The sequence below is a fragment of the Streptomyces sp. NPDC058964 genome, from assembly GCF_042741275.1.
Taxonomy (GTDB): Bacteria; Actinomycetota; Actinomycetes; order Streptomycetales; family Streptomycetaceae; genus Streptomyces.
This window is the reverse complement of the sequence record NZ_JBHYKH010000820.1, coordinates 1-2,470: the sequence shown is the minus strand read 5'-3', so window position 1 is coordinate 2,470 and position 2,470 is coordinate 1. Positions and strand designations below refer to the sequence as shown.

The 2,470-nt window shown below is 70.7% G+C and carries 2 protein-coding genes; one reads left to right on the top strand and one right to left on the bottom strand.

Translation table 11 applies throughout. The annotated features are described in order from the left end of the window. A partial coding sequence (locus ACFW2E_RS45185) for an ATP-dependent 6-phosphofructokinase (protein ID WP_384477534.1) occupies positions 1-1,032 on the bottom strand: 1,032 nt, incomplete at its 3' end. 199 nt (positions 1,033-1,231) lie between these two features. Between ACFW2E_RS45185 and ACFW2E_RS45180 the strand changes: the two genes are divergently transcribed. Then, a partial coding sequence (locus ACFW2E_RS45180) for a phosphate acyltransferase (RefSeq protein WP_384477531.1) occupies positions 1,232-2,470 on the top strand: 1,239 nt, incomplete at its 3' end.

Genomic DNA, 2,470 nt, shown 5'->3' with positions numbered 1-2,470 from the left:
GAATGCATAGAAGACCGACTCGGTCTCGTCCATCCGGTCCTTCGGCACCGTCTTCAGCTCGGTCACCGCCTCGGCGAGCGGCACCATCACGATGTCGGTGCCGCGCAGCGCGGTCATCCGGCCGAACTCGCCCTGGTGCGCGGCCTCCACCGCGTGCCAGCCGAAGCGGGTGGCGAGGACGCGGTCGTACGCGGTCGGGGTGCCGCCGCGCTGGATGTGGCCGAGGATGACGGGCTTGGCCTCCTTGCCGAGCCGCCGCTCCAGCTCGTACGCCAGGGCCGTACCGATACCCCGGAAGCGCTCGTGACCGAACTGGTCGATCTCGCCCTTGCCGTAGTCCATGGTGCCCTCGGCCGGGTGGGCGCCCTCGGCGACGCAGATGACGGCGAACTTCTTGCCGCGGGCGAAGCGCTCCTCGACCATCTTGGCCAGGTCCGCCGGGTCGAAGGGGCGCTCGGGCAGGCAGATGCCGTGGGCGCCGGCGGCCATCCCGGACTCCAGGGCGATCCAGCCCGCGTGACGGCCCATGACCTCGACGACCATCACTCGCTGGTGGGACTCGGCGGTGGTCTTGAGGCGGTCCATGGCCTCGGTGGCCACTCCGACGGCCGTGTCGAAGCCGAAGGTGCGGTCCGTGGAGGAGATGTCGTTGTCGATCGTCTTGGGGACGCCGACGACCGGCAGCCCGGCGTCGGAGAGCATCCGGGCCGCGGTCAGCGTGCCCTCGCCGCCGATCGGGATCAGGGCGTCGATGCCGAACTCCTCGGCCATGTCGGTGGCGCGCTCGCAGGCCTCGCGCAGCCGGTCGCGCTCCAGCCGGGAGGAGCCGAGGATGGTGCCGCCGAGGGCCAGGATGCCACTGACCGCTTCCAGGTCGAGCGTGCGGTAGTGGCGGTCGAGCAGTCCGCGGTAGCCGTCGTCGAAGCCGATGACCTCGTCGCCGTACTGCACCACGGCTCGGTGCACGACCGACCGGATCACTGCGTTCAGGCCGGGGCAGTCGCCGCCTGCGGTGAGAACTCCGATGCGCATCGTGCTGTGTCTCCTGGTCGATATTGATACCGGTGAGCAAGTCCGATTGTTTCATGTCCGGAAGGTGCGTGCCGCCCCCGTCCTGACGGGCGCCTTATCCCCGGCCGGGGGTACTGTCAAGAGGGTTCTGCTCACCTCGGTGGGCGATTTTTGTGCGCTGACGACCGTATGTCGGACAAGGACGGAACGGAGAGCACGCGTGACGCGGAGCGTGTACGTGACCGGGATCGACCGCGGCGACGGCCGCCAGGTCGTCGAGCTGGGAGTCATGGAGCTCCTGACCCGGCAGGTCGACCGGGTGGGCGTGTTCCGCCCGCTCGTCCACCACAGCCCCGATCGCCTGTTCGAGTTGCTGCGTGCCCGTTACCGGCTGACCCAGGACCCGGCGACCGTGTACGGCATGGACTACCACGAGGCGTCCGCGCTGCAGGCCGAACAGGGGACGGACGAACTGGTGTCCACGCTCGTCGACCGGTTCCACCTGGTCGCGCGGGACTACGACGTCGTCCTGGTCCTCGGCACCGACTTCGCCGACACCCAGCTCCCCGACGAGCTGTCCCTCAACGCCCGGCTCGCCAACGAGTTCGGCGCGGCCGTCATACCGGTCGTGGGCGGCCGGAAGCAGACCACCGGGTCCGTGCTCGCCGAGACGCTCAACGCGTACCGGGCGTACGAGAGCCTGGGCTGCGACGTCCTCGCCATGGTCGCCAACCGGGTGACCCGCGAGGACCGCGACGAGATCGCCGGACTGCTCCACAACCGGCTGCCGGTCTCCTGTTACGTGCTGCCGGACGAACCCGCGCTCTCCGCGCCGACGGTCGCCCAGATCACCCAGGCCCTGGGCGGGACGGTGCTGCTCGGGGACGATTCGGGGCTGGCCCGGGACGCGCTCGGCTTCGTCTTCGGCGGTGCCATGCTGCCGAACTTCCTGAGCGCCCTGACGCCGGGCTGCCTGGTGGTGACCCCCGGCGACCGCGCCGACCTGGTCGTCGGCTCGCTGGCCGCGCACAGCGCCGGCACCCCGCCGATAGCCGGCGTGCTGCTCACCCTGAACGAGCGGCCCACCGACGAGATCCTCACCCTCGCCGCCCGGCTCGCCCCGGGCACCCCGGTCGTGTCCGTGCCCGGAAACAGCTTCCCGACCGCCGAGCAGCTGTTCTCCCTGGAGGGCAAGCTGAGCGCGGCCAGCCCGCGCAAGGCGGAGACCGCCCTCGGCCTCTTCGAGCGCTACGTCGACACCGCCGACCTCAGCGACCGGGTCTCCGCGCCGAGCAGCGACCGGGTCACCCCGATGATGTTCGAGCACAAGCTGCTGGAACAGGCCCGCTCCGACAAGCGCCGGGTCGTCCTCCCCGAGGGCACCGAGGAGCGGGTGCTGCACGCGGCGGAGGTGCTGCTGCGCCGGGGCGTGTGCGACCTGAAGATCGAGGGACCGATC